The following is a 20,760-nucleotide window of genomic DNA, read 5'->3' as shown; positions in this document are numbered from 1 at the left end:
AATGCTAGAACTACACGAAAATCTAAAAAAAATCCTACAAGCAAAGAATTTAGAAACTTTTTATAGTGAAATTTATGGACAAAAAATTTTTGTTTATGTGGGATTAAATTTGGAAACTTGGCTTTTTAACGATGAAAAAATTTATAAACTTCAAGATGGAGAATTTAAGCTTTCTAGCATAGAAGAATTTTCAAATTTTATTAAATCCATTTTAGAAGATTTTAAAGTACAAAATACTCATTTTCAAAACCTTTTAGAACACAAAGAAGGTATTATCTTAAAAGGTGGTTTTGTTAAAAATTTTTACAAAAAATCCTTTGTGTTAAGACAAAAAATCAACAAAAATCTAAAGCAAATTAATCTTCTAAGCGAAGCTTTCAATCTTTTGCTTAGTGAACAAGCACAATATAAAAAACATTTAAAAATTTTAAATTTATCCATCAGCATCTTAAGTAAAAACACCAAAGAACATCTAGCAAGAATTGATACTCTTTATACATTAACAAATGCAATTAAAAATGAAAAAATGAATAAAAGTATTTATCTTTTAAGTATACTTTCTTCTATTTTCTTGCCTTTAAATTTGATCGTAGGATTTTTTGGAATGAATACTAATAATCTTTTTTTCAAAGATAGCCCTTATGGTACACTTTATATTTTTTCTTTGATTTGCTGTATTTTGATTGTAGGTTTTATATTTTATTATTCAAAAAAGACTAAAGAATTTGATTTAGATGAAGGTAAAAAAGCTAAAAAACAAACAAAATAAGCAAAATTTTGCTTATTTTAAGAATATTTATATATAATTTTAACTTATTTTTGCGCTCATAGCTCAGCTGGATAGAGCATTTGATTGCGGTTCAAAAGGCCAGAGGTTCGAATCCTCTTGAGCGCACCATATTATTTATCTTCTTTAATTTTTCTTTTAGCTAATCCCATATGCTCGTAAGCATCAATTTCTTTTTTGTAAGATCCAGAAATTTTCTTAAGTTCTTTATTTAAGTAACTTACTGTTTGTGCACTTGCATTAATATTTGCAGCCAAAGCAGAAACAAATTCTAGTTTCTTTTTTGCTGCTTCATCTAATTCTTTAGAAGTTTTTGAACCAAGTTTATGTGTCTGCACATAAAGTTTGGCAAGTTCTTTTAATTCAATATCCGTTAGTTTAACATCGGAAGCAGCAATTATCATTTTATCTAAGTCTGTATCAAATTTTTTAGTCTTTTCAGCTACATGCTGCTTTTGGCTAGTTTTTTGCTTTTTAATTGTTTTTTTGCCATCACTTGTAATAAGATAAGCAATCACGCCTAAAAACAATAAAAGCGCTAAAGCAGCACAAAAAATAACCAAAAAAATATGGTTCATTTAAAGTTTGCCCACAAAATTTCGCTTCCTTCTTGCAAAAAAAGCTAAAACCACCATCAATGCAAATCCCCAATAAACATAATTAGGAATTTGAGCCGCTTCGCCTGCAGCGTAAGAATGAAGTCCTGTTAAAAAGTAATTTACTCCAAAATAAGTCATAATAATAACCCAATAAGCAAACATACTCCATAAAGCAAACACAAATTGATTACAATATTTTGGAATCATTCTAAGATGCAAAATTGCTGCATAAACCAAAATGCTAACTAAAGCCCAAGTTTCCTTAGAATCCCAACTCCAATATCTCCCCCAACTTTCATTTGCCCAAATTGCTCCTAAAAAATTTCCTACAGTAAGCAAACAAAGTCCAAAAATCATTGCCATTTCATTAATTCTTGTAGCCTCTGTAATATTTCTCAAAATATTAAGATTATATTTTCCATCTTTCTTAAGAAAACACATCAAGAACAATGTAAAGATACCAAGTAAGGCACAAAGTCCTAAAAATCCATAACTAGCAGTAATAACAGATACATGAATACTAAGCCAATAAGAATTAAGCACAGGAACAAGATTTGTAATTTGCGGATTCATTTCACTTAAATGCGCAACCATTAATACAACACCAGATAAAATAGAAGTTAATGACAAGGCTATAGGACTTTTTCTGGAGAAAAATATACCCGACAAAGACAATGCCCAAGCTATATACACCATACTTTCATAGCCATTACTCCATGGAGCATGACCTGATAAATAAGCACGAAGTCCAAGACCTACTGTATGAATTACAAAAGCTAAAACATTTAAAACATATACCACTTTAAATATAAAAGAGATTTTTAAATTCGGTACGACCATTTTAGAAAAAACAAGAATCAAGAGTAAAAAACCCGCAATTAAATATACAGGAGCGAGTTTAACGAAAATTTCAGCCTTATTAGAAAAAATTTCCATTTCAACCTTGGTTTTACTAGGCATGACTTTATATCCTATTTTTTCTTGATATTCTTTGATAAATTTCAAGCCTTCATCAGCTCTAATCCAATTACCATCTTTAAAAGCATTTTCCACGGCACTAAAATAATTCTGTATTAAAGCCAAAACAATATGCCCTTCATCCCCCTTAAGAGTAGTTACAGCAGAAAAAGGTGCAAGCCAAACATTATTTGGATTATTTTGAACAGGAATAAATTTAAATAATTCACCACTAAAAACTAAATTTACAACATTAGCTCTTTCATCTAGTTTTATAATTTCCTTATCAAAAACTCCTCTTGCATTTGGGTTTTTACGATTTGCATTTTCAACATATTTTTGAAGTTTATATCGGTTATTCTCATCAAAGAAATCTTTATAAGAAATATATTTAGCACTAGGAATTTCTAAAATATTTGCAATAGCATCACGAACTGCTTGATTTTGTGGCATTAAAATAAAAGGTTCCATTTGCCATTTATCTACATCAACGAGCATGGAAAGCATAACAGCGTTAGAATTTTGACCCTTATAGCTATCACTTTGATGAATTTTTTCTAAAATTTCTCTTGATAGCGTATCAAAAGGCACCATTCTTCCATCTGCTGATTTTTGAACTATTAAAGTGGCAAGAGCTTTAGCATGATTAGTATTTACCACAGGTAAGGTCGAATTTAAATCTTGAGCAAAAGTCTTTTCAGAACCAAAAGATAACAATAAAATAAAAATAATCACACTTGTATGTTTTAAAGTGTCTTTATTAATTAATCTTGCCAAAGTTCTAAATCTAGAATGTGGATTTAAAAAATTCATAAACATTCCAAGACAAAGCAGAAAATAACCTATATAAGTTGGTATTTTGCCCGGATCTTTATTTACAGATAAAACAGTCCCTTTTTCATCTTGATCATAAGAACTTTGATAAAATCTATAGCCATCATAATCTAAAACATTATTCATAAAAATTCTATAATCAAAATTTTCATTATTATTTTTTACGGTAATTTCACTTGCATAAGAAGCTGGAGACATAGAACCTGGATAACGATCTAATACAAAATCTCTTAAATAAATATCAAAAGGCAATTGTTCATAAGAAAGTGCCCAAGAAATAAAGAATTTTTGATCTGCAAGTTCTATCATAATAGGTTTATTATATTCAAAAATATAAAATTCTTTATTTTCATTTTTATAGCTTAATTCTAATTTCAAAGCATTAGAGCCAGTTAATTCTAAGTTTTTATTCTCATTGCTTAAGGCAAAATCTTTAAAATGCAATAATAAAGAATTTTTCCAATTTTGAGGCTCGCCAAAAGTAGAAATCAACATAGTTCTACCCACTTCTAACCAAGCAGATTTAAACCATAACCAAAAACTTTCATCTTGAGGTCTATTGGAACCTTCTAAAGCTTCTTGCGCGTGCAAAGAAGCAGCTTTAACTACAAAGCTGATATCATTAATTTCATAGAGTCTTCTTTCCTTAGCATTTGCCTTTTCTCCAATTTTAAGGTCTAAATTTTGTCCATCTAGCATACTTAGAAAATGTAAGTTTTCACTTGAACTTAAAGTTAAATTTTCATCAATTTTTACAAAAGGTGCTTTAACATTATCATTCATAAAAGCAAAGTTAACCCCTTCTATATTCTTAACTTCACCTTTTTCAAATTTAACATCAACACCTTGAGATCCTTTTTGAGAAAGCATCAAAACCAATAAAGGATCAGAATTATTATTTTCTTTATAAGTATAATGAGCATTTAAGATTAAATCTTTATATTTTAATACAGCTTGATCATCACCTAAATTAAGTTTTAGTTTAAAAGAATTAGCAAAAGGCAAATTTCCTATATAACGATCATTAACCGCACTATAGCGTTCTCCATCTTTTATAGCAGAAATACGCAAAGAAGTCTTAGAACTTTCTATAAGTGAATTTTGAGTATGCTCTCTAATAGGTAAAATACCTTCAAAACCAGCATATCTTGTCATTGCAGAACCCACTAAAATAAATAAAAAAGAAATATGAAAAATCATTAAAGGTAATTTTTTAAGCCCAAACATTTTATAACGAAACATCCCGCATAGTAAATTAATACCAAGTAAAAGTTGTATATATTCAAACCAAAAAGTATCATAAACCATTGCCCAAGCCGTAGGAGTTCCATAAGCACTTTCAATAAAAGTTGCCAAAGCACAAAAAAGCGCAAAAAGCAAAAACAATACAACCGAAACTCTTAAATCCCCTATGCTTTTTATTATATTTTTCATTCTTTTTCCTTTAAATTTTAAAGCCCTAAATATTTCTTTCTAATCTCATCATCACCTATTAAATTTTTAGCCTCGTTTTCCATTACAATGCGACCATTTTCCAAAACATAAGCATAATCACTTATTTTTAATGCAGAATAAGCATTTTGCTCTACCAAAAGAATAGTTATACCCTCTTCTTTTAAACGCACAATAATATCAAAAACTTCACCCACAATCTTTGGAGCAAGTCCCAAAGAAGGCTCATCCAACATCAAAAGTTTTGGTTCACTCATTAAAGCCCTTGAAATCGCAAGCATTTGCGCTTCCCCTCCACTCAATGTTCCAGCTAAAGCATGCTTTTTACTTGCAAGTCTTGGAAAAAGTTTATACATTTGCTCTCTTAAATGCTCATAATTTTCAGCATTATTAAAAGCACCTATTTTTAAATTTTCCTCTACGCTTAAATTAATAAAAACACGCCTTCCTTCAGGAACTAAAGCTATACCTTTTTGAACTAAAGTATGAGTTAAATGCCTTTTAGTATCATAACCTAAGAAATTAACCTCACCAGTTCTTTTAACTGAGTTTAAAAGCGCATTTAAAGTTGAAGTTTTACCTGCTCCATTTGAACCTATAAGAGAAACAATATGACCTGTTTCCACTTTAAAATCAATCCCTTTAACAGCTTCAATTAATCCATAATAAACATGCAAATCTTTAACTATTAGCATCAAAATCCCCTAAATACGCAGCAATTACTTCTTTATGATTTACAGCATCGCAAAGTTTACCTTCAAAAATTGTTTTTCCATAATCAAGTACCAATACGCGATCACACAATTTATTTACAAATTTCATATCATGTTCTATAAGCAAAACGCTAATTTTATAATCTTTTCGTAATTTAAAAATGAGCTCAGCAAGTTCATCACTCTCAGAGCTATTCATCCCAGCGGCTGGCTCATCAAGCAATAATAATCTTGGTTGAGTAGCCATTGCTCTTGCAATCTCAACTTTTCTTTGTTGTCCATAACTCAAGCTAGTAGCCTTTTCATAGGCAAATTCTGCAATACCAAGTTCTTCTAATATTGCATAAGCCTTCTCTTTAAATACTTGTTCTATTTTTCCAAAACGCCCTAAATGCAAAAAGGCTTCAAAAATATTATATTTCATTTGTTTATTAAAACCAATAAGAACATTTTCAAGCACATTCATGCTTGAAAAAAGCCTAATATTTTGAAATGTTCTAGCTATTCCTAAATGCACAATCTTATGAGGTTTTAAGTGATCAATTCTTTCTCCTAGAAATTCAACCGAACCTGAACTAGGTTTATAGTTACCTGTTATAATATTAAAAAGAGTTGTTTTGCCAGCCCCATTAGGTCCAATTAAAGCAAAAATTTCACCCTCATTGATTTTAAAAGAAGTTTCATTAATAGCCTTAACACTACCAAAACTTTTTGAAATTTGTTTTAATTCCAAAATCATTTTTTGCTCCTTTTAAAACGCTTTTTAATCCCTCTAATCACATCACTCAACTCATAATAACCCATTATGCCTTTTCTTGCAAAAAGCATTACTAAAATCAGAACAATAGAAAAAACAACCATTCTAAGCCCTGGCGTTGATTGGATATCAAGATTTAAAGAATCTATTTTTATATTTAACTCATCTAAAAATCTAAGCCACTCACTTCCACCAATAACCAATATCGCACCTATAATAGCACCTGTAGTAGAACCAAGTCCACCTAAAACAATAATAATCAAAAGCTGAAAAGTAAGTAAAAAATCAAATTGAGTTGGAGATACGGTAGTCAACAGACAAGCTAAAAGTCCGCCACCTACACCTTCTAAAAATGCTGAAGTGCTAAAAGCTAAAGTTTTTATCCAAAAAGTATTTATTCCCATAGCGCTTGCAGCATCTTCATCATCTCTTATAGCCTTCATTGCACGACCATATTTAGAATAAACTATATTTAAAATTAAAATAACCGCTACAATAGCAATACCACCTGTCCAATAGATCGTGGAAAATTGTGGAATATCTACCAGCCCTCTTGAGCCATTAGTAATAGAAGGAAAATTAATAGCAGCTATTTTAATAATTATTCCAAAGCCTAAAGTTACAATAGCCAAATAATCCCCTCTCACGCGAAATACAGCAAAAGCCAAAATCAGGGCAAGTAAAGATGAACAAATTCCAGCCACAATTAAAGCTAGAATAAAGGAATTTGAATGGATAGCTAAAATAAAAGAACTAGGACCATCTAAAAAAAACTGATCATTTTTTGCATCAGCACTTAAAAGAACTAAAGCAGCCGCATAAGCACCAATCGCAACAAATCCATTGGGTTCTAGTGAAAATTGTCCAGTTACACCATTAATAAGATTGTAACTCACAGCCAAAATAATAAAAATAGCAATTTGATTAACAATGTTTAATCCATAATCCCCAAAAATATAAGGAGAAATGAAAATAAAAATAATTGAAGCAATTAAAAAGATTAAATGTGAAACCTTAATTCTAACCATCATTAAAACCTACTCTTTTCAAAATTTATACCTAAAATTCCCGTAGGCCTAAATAACAATATAAACACCAAAAAAATAAAAGCAAATGCATCTTTAAAGCCTGATAAATCTGGAAAAAAAGCCACAACAACAACTTCAGTAAATCCTATAATAAGTCCACCCAAAACTGCACCTACTACAGAACCTATACCTCCTAAAACTGCAGCAGCAAAAGCTTTTAAACCTATTAAAGTTCCCATAGTAGGTTCAACAGAGTAATAATTTGCAGCCCAAAAAACACCCCCAACTGCTGCCAAAGCTGAACCTAGGGCAAAAACTATAGCAATAATACGATTTGCATCTATACCCATTAAATTTACTGTTTGTATATCAAATGCCAAAGCACGAATAGCTATACCATATTTGCTTTTATACAAAATCCATAACACTGCTATTAAAATAACAAATGTAAGAGCAGGAACCATTAAAGAACCATAAGTTGTTATCACTCCACCAAAATTAACACTTTCCTCAAAATAACTTGGTGGTGTAAAAGTTCTAGGTGTTGAAGTAAAAAGCATATTAAAAAGATTTTGCAAGAAAAAACTAATACCGATTGCTGTAATCAACAATGAAATTCTAGGAGCCTGTCTTAAAGGTTTATAAGCGATTCTATCTGTAGCTATTCCAACACAAGCAGCAAAAATCATTGCTAAAGACAAAGCTCCTAGAAAAGGAACATTTAGATTAGTCATGCAAAAAAGAGCCGCATAAGCACCAACCATCATAATATCGCCGTGAGCAAAATTAATAAGTCTTAACACGCCATAAACCATAGTATAGCCAACAGCAATAAGGGCATACATACTGCCCAAACTAAGTCCATTAACAAGTTGTTGTAAAAATAAAGTAGAATCCATAATCTTTCTATTTTTCCTTTAAGGATTGATAATATCTTTATAATTTTGCTTCTGATTTTTAATTTCTTTAACCACTACAGAACGAGTTGCATTTCCTGTTTGATCAATACTGATAACACCAGAAACACCTTGATAATTTTTAGTTTGGTGAATTTTTTCATTGACACACTTACTAGTAAGATTTTCAACGCAAGCATTCATAGCATTTAGCATTACAAAATACGCATCAGCACCCATAGCCGAAAAATTTGGAACTTCTTTTGTTCCTTTAGCTTTTTCATAAACACTGATAAATTCTTTGCTTAATTTTGTAGTTGGATTATTAGCATCAAAACTATCTGTGAAAATATACCCCTCGCTTGCATCTCCAGCTAAACTAATAAAAGTTTGATCAGCAACTCCATCTGCAGAACCCATAGGAATATTTAAACCTGCGAGTTTTGATTGTCTTGCAAATAAAGAAGCTTCGCTATAATAAAGCGGTAAAAAAATAAATTCTGGATTTAAACTTTTAACTTGAGCTACAATAGCTCTAAAATCTTTATCACCTGAATTAACTCTTAAAATTCTAAGAATTTGACCACCATTAGACTTGTACTGTTTTTCAAAAGCTTTTGCTAAACCTAAGGAATAGTCAGTGCTTTGATCTACTACAATAACAGCACTTTTGTAATTAAGTTTTGAAAAAACATATTTTGCTAAAGATGAACCTTGAAAACTGTCCATAAAACATACTCGAGAAGAATATATTTTTTTATCAAGTAATCTATCACCAGTTGCAGCAGGAGCGATCAATGGAATTTTATTATCTTCTGCTACGCGCATAACTTGCAATGTATTAGCAGTAACCATTTCCCCTATAAGGCCTATAACTTTATCTTGAGAAACTAAACGATTTGCTCCACTCGAAGATTCTAATTTATCACCTTTAGTATCAATAATAGTAAGAGAAACCTTATCTCCATTACTTAAAGCTGATTGCATTGAATTTGCAAGTTTAATCCCTTCTAGTGCACTTTGTCCATATGCTGCAGTAGCTCCGCTAAGCGGTAAAACAACTCCTATTTTGACTTCCGCAGCACTTAAACTTAAACTTAGAATACTTGCTAAAATTAAACTTTTTTTCATTCTCTACCTTTATTTTAGTAATTATGGATTTATAATTGTTTTATAATTTTGTTTTTGATTTTGAATTTCTTTAATCACAACAGAACGAATGGCATTACCGCTTTCATCTATGCTAATCACACCACCAACAGCTTGAAAATCTTTAGTTTGATGAATTTTGCTATTAATACATTCGCTGCTAAGATTACCAACGCAAGCATTCATAGCATTTAACATTACAAAATACGCATCAGCCCCCATAGCCGAAAATGCTGGAAGTTCTTTTGTTCCTTTAACTTTCTCATAAGCTGCAACAAAATCTTTTCCTAATTGTGTAGATGGATTGTTATAATCAAAACTATCAGTGAAAATTACTCCATTAACAGCACTTCCGCCAAGATCTATAAAAGTTTGATTGTTAACACCATCTCCTGCTGCTAAAAGTTTATCAAAACCAATTTGTCTTGCTTGTCTCGCAATTAAAGCAGCTTCAGGATGATAAATAGGCATATAAACAAAATCAGGATTTAAACTCTTAAGTTGAGAAACCACAGCTCTAAAATCTTTATCTCCTGAATTAATAACAAGTTTTTTTATAATTTTCCCACCATTATTCTTAAAAGAATTTTCAAAAGCTCTTGCCAAACCTAAAGAATAAACATTGCTTTGATCTATGATGATAACAGCATTTTTAAGTCCTAAATCCTTAGATACATAAGTAGCAAATTTATCTCCTTGAAAACTATCTTTAAAACAAACTCTACTTGCATATTTCTTTTTATCTAGCAATTTATCTCCAGATGCCACTGGAGCTATTAGGGGAATTTTTTTCTCTTCTGCTATAGAAATAGCTTGAATGGTATTTGGAGTTGTAGCTTCACCAATAATCCCAAGGACTTTATCTGTTGCTATTAAACGATTAACTCCATTTGAAGTTTCAAGCTTATCTCCTTTTGTATCTATTGTGATAAGTTTAATAACATCTCCATTTGAAAGTTTTGGCTGTAGCTTATTAGCCAGTTCAATTCCGTTAAAAACATCTTGCCCATAAGCTGCCACAGTTCCAGTTAAAGGTAAAACTACTCCTATATTAATATCCTTAGCATATAAGCAATTTACCATAGTTAAAACACTTAAAGTTAAAGTTAGTTTTTTCATAGTATTCCTTTTAATTATAGTTTTTACATTTTATTTTAGAAATATATTATGTTTTGTTTTTTGCGCAGGTTCTTCTTCAAGAAGATCTTTTACTTGCAAATCAAGCGCAAAATTTCCACCTTTAATATAAGCAATAATATTATCTATATCCTCGTGGCTTAAATTTCTAGCATAAAAAGCCATTTGAGAAGCTGTTGTAGAACTGCTACTATCAAGAGTATAACCTATCAAAGCTCCTTTAATATCCTCAGGAGACATATCTTTTAAAATTCTAGATCCTATAACACTCTTTTCAGCATTATCTCCATGGCAAGTATTGCATTTATTTTGAAAATACAAAGCCTTCGCTTTTTCCATATCATATTGCTTATTTGCATCAAAGGTATAAGTAAAAAATGATTTCAAGTTAATACCAAAAAGCGCAACAACAAATATTGAACTAATAAACAACCAGCGTGCAATCATGATTTTCCTTATTTTATTGTAATTTCTGTTTGTGTTTTATTTTGATATCTATGTGTTTTTTTGTTGTATTTTTTTCTTTTTTAATATCATAGCGATAACGAACAGTCCCTGAAACTTCTATATCTTTAAAGACTTCATCTAACGGAGCTGCAAAAACAAAATGATTTAAAATCATACCAATTAAAAATATTTTTTTCATTTTTATTCTTTAAACACAAAAAAACGATTATATCAAAAAAAGATAATCCTTGTTAATGACCACCTTTGTGTAAAAAATAAAGTCCTACACAAAGAGCTAAAATCGATCCAGCAAGAAAAGCCATATCCACAGGAGTAGCAAATTTCATCTGTAAAACCCTTTGAAAGAAATTTACCACTAAGACCATAATGATAACTTTTGCAAGCTTGTCTTTTAATTGATCTAAGCTATGCACCTCTAAAACCTTGCTTTGTTTTGTTTGTTTAAATTCTTCTATTTCGCTGATAAAAAGCTCATAAACTCCAAAAGAAAAAATAAACAAAACTAAAGCCATAAGATAAAGATCAACAGCTCCTATAATTAAAGCCACCACATCCTCATGCAAATCCACATTAGAACCTGCATCAAAAAAATAATTATAAGTATAAAATATAACTTTTAAAACATCATAACTTGCAATAAAAAACAATACAAAAGCTCCAATTAAACCAAAAATTACGGGTAAAATTGTAACAATACGACTTCTAACAAGTAAAGATTCAAATATTTTCTCTAACATTTTTTTCCTTATTTATTTTTTAATTCTAACCATTTTTGCGCAATACGCACAGCATTTGTTGCAGCACCTACACGAATTTGATCCGCCACACACCAAAGATGGAGTATTTTTTTATCATACACATCAGCACGAATTCTTCCTACATAAGTTTCATTAGTATCGCTAGTCATTAAGGGCATAGGGTATTTTTTATTTTTAGGATCATCTATGACAATAACACTTGGTGCTTTTTCTAAAATTTCTTTAGCTTTTTTTACATCTATTTCTTTTTCAAAATGCATAGTAATGGCTTCGCTATGACTTCTTAAAACAGGCACTCTTACACAAGTTGCCGAAACTTCTAAATTTTTATGTAAAATTTTTTGAGTTTCATTGACCATTTTAAGTTCTTCTTTAGTGTAATCATTATCCATAAAAACATCAATTTGTGGAATAAGATTAAGTGCCAAAGTATAAGGAAAAGTTTGAGGTTCAAATTCATCAAGTTTAAAAGCAAAAAAACTTTGCATGGCTTCAACCAATTCTTGCATTCCTTCTTTTCCTGCTCCACTTGCAGCCTGATAGGTACTTACATCAACACGCTTTAAATTAAATGCATCATTTAAAGGTTTTAAAACTTGCACCATTTGTATAGTAGAACAATTTGGATTAGCAATAATCCCTGTTTTTTTCCAATCTTTAATATCCTCAGGATTGCATTCAGGAACCACCAAAGGAACATCTTTTTCCATTCTAAAATGACTTGTATTATCAATTACAATAGCACCTGATTCTACTGCAAATTTAGCATATTTTTCACTCACACTTCCACCTGCGCTAAAAAAAGCAATATCAATAGGATTTTCTTTAAATACATTTTCGGTAAGTTCTTTGACTTTATAAGCTTTGCCTTTAAATTCTACTTCACTACCTACACTTTTTGCACTTGCTAAAGGTAAAATACTTTCCACTGGGAAATCAAGTTCATCTAAAACATTTAAAAGCTCTTCCCCAACCGCACCAGTAGCACCCACAATGGCTATTTTTTGTTTTTTTGACATTACTTATCCTTTATTTGATATTTTTTAATTTTTTCATTTAAAATTTTTATATCCATACCTAAAATTTGAGAAGCTTGATCCTTGTCATAATCTACACTTAAAAGAACTTCACAAATCAATTCTTTTTCTAAATTCTTTACATCTTTTTTTATACTTCTAGCTTCTAAGAACAAATCTTCACTTGAAATTTCATCATTTTCACTTAAAATACAAGCTCTTTGTACAACGGATATTAATTCTCTAATATTACCAGGAAAATTATATTCAAGTAAAGCATTTTTAGCTTCTTGACTGAGCTGTTTTTCCTTAAAATCATATTCTTTACAAGTATCTTCTAAAACCTTTTGAGCTATACCTAAAATTTCTTCTTTACGCTCTCTTAAAGGCGGGATATTAATAGGAACAGTGTTTAAACGATAATATAAATCTGAACGAAATTCGCCATTTTTTATTTTTTCATCCAAATTTGCATTAGTTGCACTGATAATTCTTACATCTATTTTGATGCTTTTTGTACTTCCAAGTCGCGTAATTTCTTTTTCTTGCAAAGCTCTTAAAAGTTTGGCTTGAATTTCATAAGGCATTTCGCCAATTTCATCTAAAAATAAAGTGCCCTCATTAGCCATTTCAAAAAGCCCTATTTTAGTTGCATTAGCATCAGTAAAAGCGCCTTTTTCAAAACCAAAAAGCTCACTTTCAATCAAATTTGCAGGAATGGCTGCCATATTAATAGCAACAAAAGGCTTATTAGAGCGTTTAGAATGAGTGTGAATATAACGAGAAAATACCTCTTTTCCTACTCCACTCTCTCCAAAAAACATTACAGAGGCATCAGTTTTAGCCGCTTTTTGACTTAAATTTAATGTTTTTTCTAAATTAGGAGAAGTTGAAAAAAAATCTTTATTTTCTTCTTTTTTTTCATTTTTTTTGCTTTTTTTATCGGCTGTTTTTTCTCTTATGATTTTAGCACGCTTAATAGCCTCGACTAAAGTATCAACATCAAAAGGCTTGGTTAAAAAATCTTTTACTCCCAAACGAACCGCTTCTATAGCACGGCTTAAAGTAGCATTTCCTGTCATAATAATAAAATCATATTTATTTTCACAGGCTTTAACAAATTCTATACCATCAATTCCTGGCATATTAATATCTGTAATAATCAAATCTGTATTCTCATCTATTTTTTTTAAAGCTTCAGTAGCAGATTTATAAGATTTAATATTAAATTCTTCATACTCTGCTAATGCAATTTCTAAGGATTTGCGCATATTAATATCATCTTCTACTATGACTAAATTCATCCTAAGCCTTTTAAAAAATTTCTACTATAGTATCCAATTTGCGCTTAATTTTGAATTTACTTTTTTTTAAGATAATAAATTATCGCATTTTGTTCGCCAAATTCCACGGTAAAACGCAAGGGTAAAATTTTAACATAAGTTTCGCTTTGGGCATGTAATAAGTCAGTATTAACAATATCCTTAACACTGATTCTAGCCCCTATAAAGCAATCGCTTAACTCATCTTTATGAGAATTTAAAAAATTAAATTTAATTGTTTTTGGCATATTATCATCAATCAATCCTAAAGAAGTTCGAGGTAAAACTTTTAAATCTTGATCACTATAAGAAATTTCACATACCCATTGTTCTTCAACATTTTCGCTTTGCGTCATTGCTAAGGATAAATTTTGATTTTGATGAAAGAGAATGAAATTTTTACTAGAAAGCTCTGCCCAAAAAATAAATTCATCTTGGGCAAAAAGCTTAAAGCTAAGAAAGATTAATAAGCAAACAATTCTTTCCACTTGTCTGCATCGATTTTAAGTTCTAAGTTTACCCTATAAAGCCCTTGATTAAAATTCTGATCAATAATACTTGCATTTTTTATCAAACCATTTACTTGCGCAGTAATAGTTGAACTTCTAAGCATTGCATCTTTTACGGTGTCTTTACCATTCACTTTCACACCATAAAGCTTACTTGCAAGCTGTCTGTAAGCATCTGTAATCGCTGCTCTTTTTGCTAAAGCTAGGGCTTGAGCAGTAGAAACTGTATTCATCGGAGCAATCCCTTCACCAACTGCTGTAAAACTAAGTTCCGTTTCGCTAGCATCTGGAGCCAACATTTTTTCTTCTCTGATAATATCACGCACATCATCTTTATCGACTTTTTGCACGATAACATCTTGAGATGGGGCAGTGCTATTTGCACTTGAATTTTTAGTTGCACTGTTTGCACTTGGTACACAACCAGCGAAAATTCCTGCTATTGCTAGCATAAAATAAATTTTTTTCATTTTTACACCTTCAAAATATTGTAATTAGTAAAAAATAAAAAGCAATAAGCGTTCCAACTTTAAACTTATTACAAATCTAAACCAAAGTTTTCATCGCTTAACTCATCCTCATCATTTTCCTCTTTAGGACACTTAGCGATGCTAACCACCTCGTCATTTTCCACATTAACTACAATGACACCACTCGTATTACGCCCTGCTTTTCTAATGCTTTGCATATCAACACGTATCATCTTGCCTGAACTTGTAAGAGCCATCAAATCCATAGTTTCATCTACTATAACTACGCTAATAAGATCTTTGGTTTTTTCTGTAAGTTTCATACAAATTACACCCTTACCACCTCTGCTTTGCAATCTATATTCTCCAGCATTTGTGCGTTTTCCTATACCTTTTGCACTTATGCTTAAAATTTCTTGCTCATCATTTTCTATAACAACTGCACCTACTAATTCGTCATTTTTCTCTTTAAACTTAATAGCCGTCACCCCACGACTTACACGGCCGATTTCACGCACTTTAGCAAGTGGGAATTTGATACACATACCTTTTTTGGTTACTGCAAAGAGCATTTTACCTTGTGTGCTTACACTTTCTTCATTTTCAAGATTTTCATCATCTAAATTTTCAATTTCTTGATTTTCTAAATTTTCTTCACCACCAGTGGCAAAAATTTCATCTTCATCTCTTTGAACAATAATAGCAGTTACCAACTCATCATTTTCATCCAAGTTGATCGCTCTAACTCCTACACTTCTGATATTTTGATATTCACTCAAATTTGTACGCTTTACAATACCATTTTTAGTAAAGAAACATAAAGATTTACTCTCATCAAAATCCGTGGTTGGAATAATAGCCATGATTTTTTCTTCAGCTTGTAAATTAATAAGATTTACCACTGCTTTTCCTTTAGCCGTTCTTGAGCCTTCAGGAATTTTATAAACTTTAAGCCAATAAAGCTGTCCACGATCTGTTACAAACATAAGTGTATCATGTGTATTTGCCGTAAAGAAACTTTCTATAAAATCATCATCATAAGTCGTAACGGCTAATTTTCCTTTTCCGCCTCGTTTTTGCTTTTCATATTGTTTACTAGGCACACGCTTAATATAACCACGATGCGTAATAGTTACAACCATATTTTCATTAGGAATCAAATCTTCAATATCAATATCATCATAATCATCTTCAATTTGAGTAATACGTGGCACATCAAATTTACTTCTAATTTCTTTTAATTCATCGCGAATTAAATTTTCAAGCAAGGTTTCACTTTTTAAAATTTCTTCAAGTCTTGCAATTTCTTTCATTAATTCTGCAAGTTCATTTTCGATTTTTTCTCTTTCAAGTCCTGTTAAACGACCAAGTTTCATATCTAAAATAGCATTGGCTTGAAGCTCACTAAGACCAAATTTAGCTACCAAAGAATCTCTTGCGGTATTATTATCAGAACTATTTTTAATTAAAGCAATCACTTCATCTATATTATCAAGTGCAATTTTAAGACCTTCTAAAATATGAGCTCTTGCTCTTGCCTTTTGAAGTTCAAAAATCGTTCTTCTAATAATAACTGTTTTTCTATGGGTTAAGAAAAGATTTAAAAGTTCTAACAAAGAGAAAATTTTAGGTTCTTTATTGTGAATTGCCAACATAATCACACCAAAAGTACTTTCCATAGTAGTAGATTTAAATAGATTGTTTAAAACAATTTCACTCATAGCCTCACGTTTAAGCTCTATAACAACGCGGATTCCTTCTTTATTGCTCTCATCTCTTACTTCAGATATTCCTTCAATTTGCTTTTCTTTAACAAGCTCTGCAATCTGCTCTATAAGCCTAGCTTTATTGGTTTGATAAGGAAGCTCATCTATAACAATAACATCTTTATTTGTCTTTTTTTCAATATGAGTTTTAGCGCGCACTTTCACGCGACCACGCCCTGTGCGATAAGCTTCTATAATACCTTTTTTACCATAAATTATTCCACCTGTTGGAAAATCTGGACCTTTGATAAACTGCATAATCTCTTCTAAGCTTGCATCTTTACTATCAAGCAAATATAAAAGTCCATCTATCAACTCATTTAAACTATGAGGTGGGATGTTTGTCGCCATACCTACAGCTATACCACTTGAACCATTTAATAATAAATTTGGAACCCTAGAAGGTAAGACATCAGGTTCACTTTCTGAACCATCATAATTTGGAACAAAATCGACCGTATCTTTATCTATATCTTTTAAAAGCTCATGAGAAAGTTTACTCATTTTTGCTTCAGTATAACGCATCGCAGCAGCGCTATCACCATCTATAGATCCAAAGTTGCCTTGTCCTGTAATACTTGGATATCTCATAGAAAAATCTTGAGCCATTCTAACCAAAGCATCATAAACTGCTGTATCTCCATGTGGATGATAACGACCTATAACAGCACCCACTATACGGGCTGATTTGACAAAATCTGTTCTACTTTTTGCCTCATCATTTTGCATAGCATATAAAATTCTTCTATGAACAGGCTTTAAACCATCTCTTGCGTCAGGCAAAGCACGACCTATAATAACACTCATAGAATAGTCTAAGTAACTACCTTTTATAGAATTTTCTATATCTACAAGTTCAATATCAGAATCTTTGCTAAAAATATTCTCCATAAAAATCCTTCTATTAGTTCAAAGTTTTAATTATAGCATATTAAACTTTTGCATCAGCTAAAACAAGAGCAAAAAGTACAGAAATTTTATTTTCTTCTAAAACTTTTTTAGCTTCCAAAAGGCTAGAACCAGTCGTTACAATATCATCTACTAAAATTACAGGTTCGTGAATGGTTTTTAAGAGTTTGTAATTTCTTTTATGTTTTTGACGAAATTCTAAACTTTTTCCAGAATATTTAATATGATTTTGTGCTTTTAAAACATTAAAAACAGGTTTTACAAATTTTGTTTTAAGATATCTAGCTAAAATAGCAGAATGCGAATAAAGCATATCTTCAACCTTATCATCTAAAGCTATAACATTAATTGTCATTCTAGGATCAAAAAAATCTTTAAATTTTGCAAAACTTAATTTAGCAAGCATTTTATAAACGAAATAACCATAAAAATGATGTTTAGAGTGAAGTAAGTGTTGTATTTCATGGTATTTATAAAAAGAATAGACTTTGAAATTATTATCAAGCTTTCTTGCATTTAAGGAAAATTCAGAAAGCTCTAGCTCACATAAATCACAAAAGCAGAGCAGAGCAAAAGCTCCGCAATTTATACATCTCAAAGTTCAGAGATTAAACTAGCTGCTTTATTTGCCATTTGTTTTATTAACAAATGAGTATAAAAAGTTGTTTCTTTTAGATCATCAAAACCTTGTACATCTTGCTTGGTGCGGATTGTAAATTTCTTATTTTTGTTTATATCACTAACTTGTAAAACTCCTACTAGTTTTGAATGTAAGCCTATAGCATCTTGAGTTGCTCCATAAGATATAAATTCTAAATCAATCTTACTCACATAAGGTGAATTTTGATCGTTATTGTCAAGCACAACTATTCCTCTAGCTTCAAGTTCTTGTTTTAAATAAGTATAAAACACTGCATTAAAATTCACATCAACAAATAACTTTTTCCCTTTAGCATTTAAAACTTTTTGCCCTTCTTTTAAATCATAAAATCTATGCAAATAAACCTTTTTTAAAGCAATACCGGTATCTAAAGTGCGTTTATTGGCACAACATTGAATTCCAACATCGCTAATGTATAAAAGCCCTTTAATCTTTGCTTCAAAACCATCAGGACTTTCACAAGAACTGCATTGAGAATTTTTAGAAATTTGATTAACTTGAGCAAAAGTATCTTGTTTAGTTGCACAAGCGCTCAAAAATAAAATAGGCACTATAAAAATCAAAAATTTTTTAAACATTTTTTCTCCTTAGAAAATTATTTTAAAATTGTATTAAAAATACAAGCAAATTTCAAGCCAAGTTTTAAATTTATCATCAATCTATCTTTAAAACACTCAAAAAAGCTTCTTGAGGTAAATTTACCTTACCTATAGCTTTCATTCTTTTTTTACCTTCTTTTTGCTTTTCTAAAAGCTTTCTTTTTCTAGTAATATCCCCGCCATAACATTTTGCTGTCACATTTTTGCCCATGGATTTAACGGTTTCTCTTGCGATGATTTTATTTCCGATACTTGCTTGAATGGCCACTTCGAAAAGCTGTCTAGGAACTATTTCTTTCATAGCGCTAACAAGTTCCCTTCCTTTACTTTGCGCTTTTTCATTAGGCACGATGATACTTAGTGCATCAACATTTTCACCCGCTACCTTGATATCAAGTTTTACCAAATCCCCTACTCTAAATTCTATAGGCTCATAATCAAAACTCGCATAACCTTTTGTTAAGGACTTTAATTTATCATAAAAATCCATCACAATCTCATTTAAAGGCACATCATATTCTAGTAAAACGCGCTCAGGTGTGATATAGTCCATTTTAACCTGCACTCCTCTTTTGCGATTTAAAAGAGTGATTAAATTCCCTAAAAATTCACTCGGAGTAATGATAGTGGCTTTAACATAAGGCTCTTTTATATGATCGATTTTATTAACAGGAGGAAGTTCGCTAGGATTTTGAATTTTGACAAGCTCTCCATCAGTTTGATAAATTTCATAAGTTACAGTTGGAGCTGTAGCAATCAAATCAAGATTAAATTCTCTCTCAAGCCTTTCTTTGATCACTTCCATGTGTAAAAGGCCTAAAAACCCTACCCTAAAACCAAAGCCTAAAGCCAAAGAAGTTTCAGGCTCATAAGTAATAGAACTATCGTTAAGCTTTAACTTATCCAAAGCATCTCTTAAATCTTCAAATTTATCCGTTTCTATAGGATAAAGTCCCGCAAATACAAAAGCTTTAGCCTTTTCAAAACCACCTATGGCTTCTTTAGCTTTGTTTTTTACCAAAGTGATAGTATCGCCTACTTGTACATCACCTACGGTTTTAAGCCCTAAAACCACCACACCTACTTCACCTGATTGTAAAGATTGAGTTTTAATTGGACTTAAAGGATGAGGATAAAAAAGATCTTGAATTATATGTTTTTTATCCGTACTCATGACTAAAACTTCATCGTTTTTAGCTATACTTCCTTCATAAATCCTAACCAAAGCCAAAGCACCTAAATAATTATCAAACCAAGAATCATAAATTAAAGCCTTAGTAGGAGCTTCATCATCTGTTTTTGGTGCAGGGATTTTAGTAATAATTGTTTCTATAAGCTCTTTTATACCCACTCCTGTTTTTGCACTCACGCAAATTGCATCTTTGCAATCTATACCTATAATATGCTCGATTTCATGCTTTACTTTTTCAACATCAGCATTAGGTAAATCGATTTTATTAATCACAGGAATGATTTCAAGATTATTTTCAAGCGCTATATAAACATTAGCTATAGTCTGTGCTTCAACACCTTGAGAAGCATCTACTACAAGCAAAGCCCCTTCACAACTTGCCAAAGAACGACTCACTTCATAAGAAAAATCCACATGGCCAGGAGTATCAATAAGATTTAAAACAAAATTTTCATTATTAAATTTATAATTTAAACGCACTGATTGTGCTTTTATGGTGATACCACGCTCTTTTTCTATATCCATAGTATCCATAACTTGTGAACTCATCTGCCTATCGCTAATAGCACCACACTCACTAATAATCCTATCTGCAAGAGTAGATTTTCCATGATCTATATGAGCTATAATAGAAAAATTTCTAATATTTTTTACCGACAAAATTTCATCCTAAATATAAAATTTTAAAGCTAGGATTTTAACAAAATTTATGTTTAAAACAAATAAATTTTATTTTATATAAAAAACTTCAATTGAAATTTATATAAAACATATTAAAATA

At 30.8% G+C, this 20,760-nt stretch carries 19 protein-coding genes, 1 tRNA gene and 1 pseudogene; 2 read left to right on the top strand and 19 right to left on the bottom strand.

What is annotated here, in order from left to right; translation table 11 throughout:
- Window position 1 precedes the first annotated feature (1 nt).
- Both FBF10_RS05365 and FBF10_RS05360 read left to right on the top strand, forming a co-directional pair.
- Window positions 2-769 carry a magnesium transporter CorA family protein gene (locus FBF10_RS05365; RefSeq protein ID WP_002852995.1) on the top strand — a complete coding sequence of 256 codons (768 nt, stop codon included), beginning with the start codon at window positions 2-4 and terminating at the stop codon, window positions 767-769.
- A 52-nt stretch (window positions 770-821) separates the two neighbouring features.
- Window positions 822-898 (top strand) — tRNA-Arg (locus tag FBF10_RS05360).
- 2 nt (window positions 899-900) lie between these two features.
- Here FBF10_RS05360 and FBF10_RS05355 read toward each other — a convergent pair.
- The 19 genes and pseudogenes from FBF10_RS05355 to lepA form a co-directional block, all read right to left on the bottom strand.
- On the bottom strand, window positions 901-1,350 hold the full coding sequence (locus FBF10_RS05355; protein ID WP_014517258.1) for a hypothetical protein: 450 nt from the start codon (window positions 1,348-1,350) through the stop codon (window positions 901-903).
- A 15-nt stretch (window positions 1,351-1,365) separates the two neighbouring features.
- Window positions 1,366-4,611: a cytochrome c biogenesis protein CcsA gene (gene ccsA / locus FBF10_RS05350; protein WP_002888253.1), complete on the bottom strand. Its 3,246-nt coding sequence runs from the start codon at window positions 4,609-4,611 to the stop codon at window positions 1,366-1,368.
- A 17-nt stretch (window positions 4,612-4,628) separates the two neighbouring features.
- Window positions 4,629-5,324: an ABC transporter ATP-binding protein gene (locus FBF10_RS05345; RefSeq protein ID WP_002852965.1), complete on the bottom strand. Its 696-nt coding sequence runs from the start codon at window positions 5,322-5,324 to the stop codon at window positions 4,629-4,631.
- Window positions 5,311-6,081, bottom strand: a complete 771-nt coding sequence (locus FBF10_RS05340; protein WP_002853599.1) for an ABC transporter ATP-binding protein — start codon at window positions 6,079-6,081, stop codon at window positions 5,311-5,313. Before FBF10_RS05340 ends, FBF10_RS05345 begins: the two co-directional genes overlap by 14 nt.
- Window positions 6,078-7,130 (bottom strand): branched-chain amino acid ABC transporter permease, encoded by a 1,053-nt coding sequence (locus tag FBF10_RS05335; RefSeq protein WP_002853049.1) that lies wholly within the window; start codon window positions 7,128-7,130, stop codon window positions 6,078-6,080. Before FBF10_RS05335 ends, FBF10_RS05340 begins: the two co-directional genes overlap by 4 nt.
- Complete coding sequence (locus FBF10_RS05330) at window positions 7,130-8,026, bottom strand: branched-chain amino acid ABC transporter permease (RefSeq protein ID WP_002852952.1); 897 nt, start codon at window positions 8,024-8,026, stop codon at window positions 7,130-7,132. Before FBF10_RS05330 ends, FBF10_RS05335 begins: the two co-directional genes overlap by 1 nt.
- 18 nt (window positions 8,027-8,044) lie before the next feature.
- Window positions 8,045-9,154 (bottom strand): ABC transporter substrate-binding protein, encoded by a 1,110-nt coding sequence (locus FBF10_RS05325; RefSeq protein WP_002888256.1) that lies wholly within the window; start codon window positions 9,152-9,154, stop codon window positions 8,045-8,047.
- Window positions 9,155-9,175: 21 nt separating this feature from the next.
- Window positions 9,176-10,291, bottom strand: coding sequence for an ABC transporter substrate-binding protein (locus FBF10_RS05320; protein WP_002859183.1), 1,116 nt, complete (start codon window positions 10,289-10,291; stop codon window positions 9,176-9,178).
- 30 nt (window positions 10,292-10,321) lie between these two features.
- Window positions 10,322-10,756, bottom strand: a complete 435-nt coding sequence (locus FBF10_RS05315; protein ID WP_002853050.1) for a c-type cytochrome — start codon at window positions 10,754-10,756, stop codon at window positions 10,322-10,324.
- An 8-nt stretch (window positions 10,757-10,764) separates the two neighbouring features.
- Window positions 10,765-10,955: pseudogene (locus tag FBF10_RS05310) on the bottom strand (mini-MOMP protein).
- A gap of 52 nt (window positions 10,956-11,007) precedes the next feature.
- Window positions 11,008-11,514, bottom strand: a complete 507-nt coding sequence (locus FBF10_RS05305) for a YqhA family protein (RefSeq protein WP_002852919.1) — start codon at window positions 11,512-11,514, stop codon at window positions 11,008-11,010.
- Window positions 11,515-11,522: 8 nt separating this feature from the next.
- Window positions 11,523-12,554, bottom strand: a complete 1,032-nt coding sequence (locus tag FBF10_RS05300) for an aspartate-semialdehyde dehydrogenase (RefSeq protein WP_002859182.1) — start codon at window positions 12,552-12,554, stop codon at window positions 11,523-11,525.
- Entirely contained in the window at window positions 12,554-13,855 is a 1,302-nt protein-coding gene (gene flgR / locus FBF10_RS05295; RefSeq protein WP_002888258.1) for a fla regulon two-component system response regulator, read from the bottom strand. The genes FBF10_RS05300 and flgR overlap by 1 nt, the downstream gene beginning before the upstream one ends.
- Window positions 13,856-13,911: 56 nt before the next feature.
- The gene (gene flgQ, locus FBF10_RS05290; RefSeq protein WP_002888259.1) at window positions 13,912-14,361 is read right to left on the bottom strand and encodes a flagellar assembly protein FlgQ; all 450 of its coding nucleotides are present in this window, start codon (window positions 14,359-14,361) and stop codon (window positions 13,912-13,914) included.
- Complete coding sequence (gene flgP / locus FBF10_RS05285) at window positions 14,337-14,852, bottom strand: flagellar assembly lipoprotein FlgP (protein WP_002868663.1); 516 nt, start codon at window positions 14,850-14,852, stop codon at window positions 14,337-14,339. The genes flgQ and flgP overlap by 25 nt, the downstream gene beginning before the upstream one ends.
- 68 nt (window positions 14,853-14,920) lie before the next feature.
- Window positions 14,921-17,509, bottom strand: coding sequence for a DNA topoisomerase (ATP-hydrolyzing) subunit A (gene gyrA / locus FBF10_RS05280; protein WP_002873314.1), 2,589 nt, complete (start codon window positions 17,507-17,509; stop codon window positions 14,921-14,923).
- Window positions 17,510-17,549: 40 nt separating this feature from the next.
- Complete coding sequence (locus FBF10_RS05275; protein WP_002888261.1) at window positions 17,550-18,125, bottom strand: ComF family protein; 576 nt, start codon at window positions 18,123-18,125, stop codon at window positions 17,550-17,552.
- On the bottom strand, window positions 18,122-18,766 hold the full coding sequence (gene mapA, locus FBF10_RS05270) for an outer membrane lipoprotein MapA (protein ID WP_002888262.1): 645 nt from the start codon (window positions 18,764-18,766) through the stop codon (window positions 18,122-18,124). The genes FBF10_RS05275 and mapA overlap by 4 nt, the downstream gene beginning before the upstream one ends.
- Window positions 18,767-18,842: 76 nt before the next feature.
- The gene (gene lepA / locus FBF10_RS05265; RefSeq protein ID WP_002888264.1) at window positions 18,843-20,639 is read right to left on the bottom strand and encodes a translation elongation factor 4; all 1,797 of its coding nucleotides are present in this window, start codon (window positions 20,637-20,639) and stop codon (window positions 18,843-18,845) included.
- Window positions 20,640-20,760: the final 121 nt, after the last annotated feature.

The organism is Campylobacter sp. CFSAN093249 (assembly GCF_011067895.1).
Classification (GTDB): domain Bacteria; phylum Campylobacterota; class Campylobacteria; order Campylobacterales; family Campylobacteraceae; genus Campylobacter_D; species Campylobacter_D jejuni.
The sequence above is the reverse complement of the archived record's forward strand: the minus strand, read 5'-3'. Positions and strand labels throughout refer to the sequence as shown.

What these genes read in the sequence shown, in the direction of transcription:
- gyrA (WP_002873314.1), bottom strand. Translation starts at nt 17,509, where the DNA reads ATGGAGAATATTTTTAGCAAAGATTCTGATATTGAACTTGTAGATATA.
- flgP (WP_002868663.1), bottom strand. Translation starts at nt 14,852, where the DNA reads ATGAAAAAAATTTATTTTATGCTAGCAATAGCAGGAATTTTCGCTGGT.
- FBF10_RS05300 (WP_002859182.1), bottom strand. Translation starts at nt 12,554, where the DNA reads ATGTCAAAAAAACAAAAAATAGCCATTGTGGGTGCTACTGGTGCGGTT.
- ccsA (WP_002888253.1), bottom strand. Translation starts at nt 4,611, where the DNA reads ATGAAAAATATAATAAAAAGCATAGGGGATTTAAGAGTTTCGGTTGTA.
- FBF10_RS05340 (WP_002853599.1), bottom strand. Translation starts at nt 6,081, where the DNA reads ATGATTTTGGAATTAAAACAAATTTCAAAAAGTTTTGGTAGTGTTAAG.
- flgR (WP_002888258.1), bottom strand. Translation starts at nt 13,855, where the DNA reads ATGAATTTAGTCATAGTAGAAGATGATATTAATATGCGCAAATCCTTA.
- FBF10_RS05330 (WP_002852952.1), bottom strand. Translation starts at nt 8,026, where the DNA reads ATGGATTCTACTTTATTTTTACAACAACTTGTTAATGGACTTAGTTTG.
- FBF10_RS05365 (WP_002852995.1), top strand. Translation starts at nt 2, where the DNA reads ATGCTAGAACTACACGAAAATCTAAAAAAAATCCTACAAGCAAAGAAT.
- FBF10_RS05325 (WP_002888256.1), bottom strand. Translation starts at nt 9,154, where the DNA reads ATGAAAAAAAGTTTAATTTTAGCAAGTATTCTAAGTTTAAGTTTAAGT.
- FBF10_RS05320 (WP_002859183.1), bottom strand. Translation starts at nt 10,291, where the DNA reads ATGAAAAAACTAACTTTAACTTTAAGTGTTTTAACTATGGTAAATTGC.
- mapA (WP_002888262.1), bottom strand. Translation starts at nt 18,766, where the DNA reads ATGTTTAAAAAATTTTTGATTTTTATAGTGCCTATTTTATTTTTGAGC.
- FBF10_RS05335 (WP_002853049.1), bottom strand. Translation starts at nt 7,130, where the DNA reads ATGATGGTTAGAATTAAGGTTTCACATTTAATCTTTTTAATTGCTTCA.
- FBF10_RS05345 (WP_002852965.1), bottom strand. Translation starts at nt 5,324, where the DNA reads ATGCTAATAGTTAAAGATTTGCATGTTTATTATGGATTAATTGAAGCT.
- FBF10_RS05305 (WP_002852919.1), bottom strand. Translation starts at nt 11,514, where the DNA reads ATGTTAGAGAAAATATTTGAATCTTTACTTGTTAGAAGTCGTATTGTT.
- FBF10_RS05315 (WP_002853050.1), bottom strand. Translation starts at nt 10,756, where the DNA reads ATGATTGCACGCTGGTTGTTTATTAGTTCAATATTTGTTGTTGCGCTT.